Below are 2,004 nucleotides of genomic sequence, written 5' to 3'. Positions count from 1 at the left end.
TTGCCCCGCTCCCCACCCTTCTAAGGAAGGGACCTGCGGTCCCTTAAACTGGCAGGGGGAGGGCTCCGCCCTGTGACCCTTTTTAAAACCATTTTTTTGGATTAATTGTTTGCTTAGTTTTCTTGTAAGTCGTGTTTAGTCTTTGTTAGCGCCCCTTGCCCCGCTCCCCGCCCTCTAAGGATGAAGGAGTCTAGGCCCCCACTCCTTGACTTGCCCATAAGGGACTGGCAAGTATGGCTTCTTCTTGTAATCCATCCTAGAGTTTCTAGAAAAACAATAATAATAAATAAATTTCTGAGATAACTATATTTCCTAAAACAAGTAAAAATCCGTATTTAGCAAAATCTTTGAACAAGATAGTTTTATTCTTGAACTGGGTTAACATCGCGAGTCCAATTATATTTGCGGATGCACCGATGGAAGTTGCATTCCCACCCAAACACGCACCCATTGCAAGAGAATACCACACCGGATCTAAATTACTGAAAATACCGGGTTGCACTACTTGTAAATGTTGAACAACGGGAATCATAGTCGCTGTAAAAGGAATATTATCAATGAATCCTGAAATTAAGCTAGCAACTGGTAAAATAAACAAAGTGAAAGATTTTACCGAATCTCCAGCAACTTTTACCATGACATCGGATAAATTAGCTATCAGTCCTGTTTCTTCCATCGCCCCTGTAATGAGAAATAAACCAAAAAAGAATAAAAGACTTTCCCACTCAACTTCATTCAAAGTATCCCTCACCTGATTTGGCGCTAATAGTAGTAAAGAGAAGAATCCTGCTACTATTGCAATAGTAGAACTCTCCAAACCTAAAAAGTGTTGAGTAGAAAAAGCGATTATTACACTTACAAAAAGAATTATGGACAGGAAAAATCTTCTTTTATCTTCGATCAAATGGGACGTATCAAAACTTTTTATACTCTCTTTATCAAATTTGATTTGAAGATCTTTTTTAAAAATGAATATAAAAAGCATATCCATGAACAAGAGATTCATTATTGCAATTGGGTACATAACTAAAGCAAATTCTGAAAAGGAAAATCCTGCAGCTGAAGCTATCATAATATTGGGTGGATCACCAATGATGGTTGCCATACCTCCAATGTTCGATGCAAAAATTTCCCCTAAAACATAAGGGAAATAATTGATTTTTAAAGAATCCGTTATAGCAAAGGTAATAGGTATAAAAACAAGTATCGTAGTAACATTATCAATGAAACCTGAAATTAATGCAACCAAAAAAGTTAAGGAAATAAACAACATGTATCCGTTATGCCCAAATATTTTCAAAGTCTTAATACCTACATATGAAAAAAGGCCAGTTCTACGAATAACGCTTACAAATAACATCATCCCGAGCAGTAAAAGAAGGGTGTTGAAATCGATATAATTTCTTATGGCTTCAATTTCGTCCGGAAAAACTCCGAATATAATAAGCACCGAAGCTCCTAACATGGCAACAATGGTTCTGTTAATTTTGTGGGTGATGATAAAAAACAATACTACAGCGAATACTATAAGGGTTACTAGTTCACTTGGTGACATAAATTAAAGGTTCCTCCTGATGTTATTATTTTTACTGTTTTTAAGAACTTTATAAATAGCGCCCCTTCGCCCCGCAGCCCACCCTCTAAGGAAGGTTGAATAATGGTTTCACCCTTCTGCCCAACACGGTTAAAATTCGAATGATAAACTTATAGTGTGTAAGTGTTGATGAAATAAGTAAAAAAGAAAAACCTTGCTTTTTTGAAAAGGAAAAGCGTACTGAGCTCCGAAATTAAAGTATATAGATGGTTGATTTTCTTTACTTATTGAGAGACCAAATCCTGGATATAAAGATAATTCTGAGGTTTGTTTCTCACCAAGTGTATAAGTTTTTGTAGCCACTAAATCGTAGGTTAGTTCGTTTATATCTACTAAAATACTATTTAGATCTTCTATCTGACTGTTTACCTGAAGAATACCGTAGAGGCCAAAATTATTGAAATCTTCGT

General features: G+C 35.9%; 2 protein-coding genes. Both read right to left on the bottom strand.

The window, feature by feature from the left end:
- Positions 1-265 precede the first annotated feature (265 nt).
- Positions 266-1,555, bottom strand: a complete 1,290-nt coding sequence (locus tag X925_RS04615) for an SLC13 family permease (protein WP_103065876.1) — start codon at positions 1,553-1,555, stop codon at positions 266-268.
- Between the two features lie 129 nt (positions 1,556-1,684).
- Positions 1,685-2,004 (bottom strand): hypothetical protein (locus X925_RS10285; RefSeq protein WP_158245414.1); only part of this gene is annotated, 320 nt, incomplete at its 5' end.

The sequence above is a fragment of the Petrotoga sp. 9T1HF07.CasAA.8.2 genome (genome assembly GCF_002895585.1).
Lineage (GTDB): Bacteria > Thermotogota > Thermotogae > Petrotogales > Petrotogaceae > Petrotoga > Petrotoga mobilis.
The sequence above is the reverse complement of the archived record's forward strand: the minus strand, read 5'-3'. Positions and strand labels throughout refer to the sequence as shown.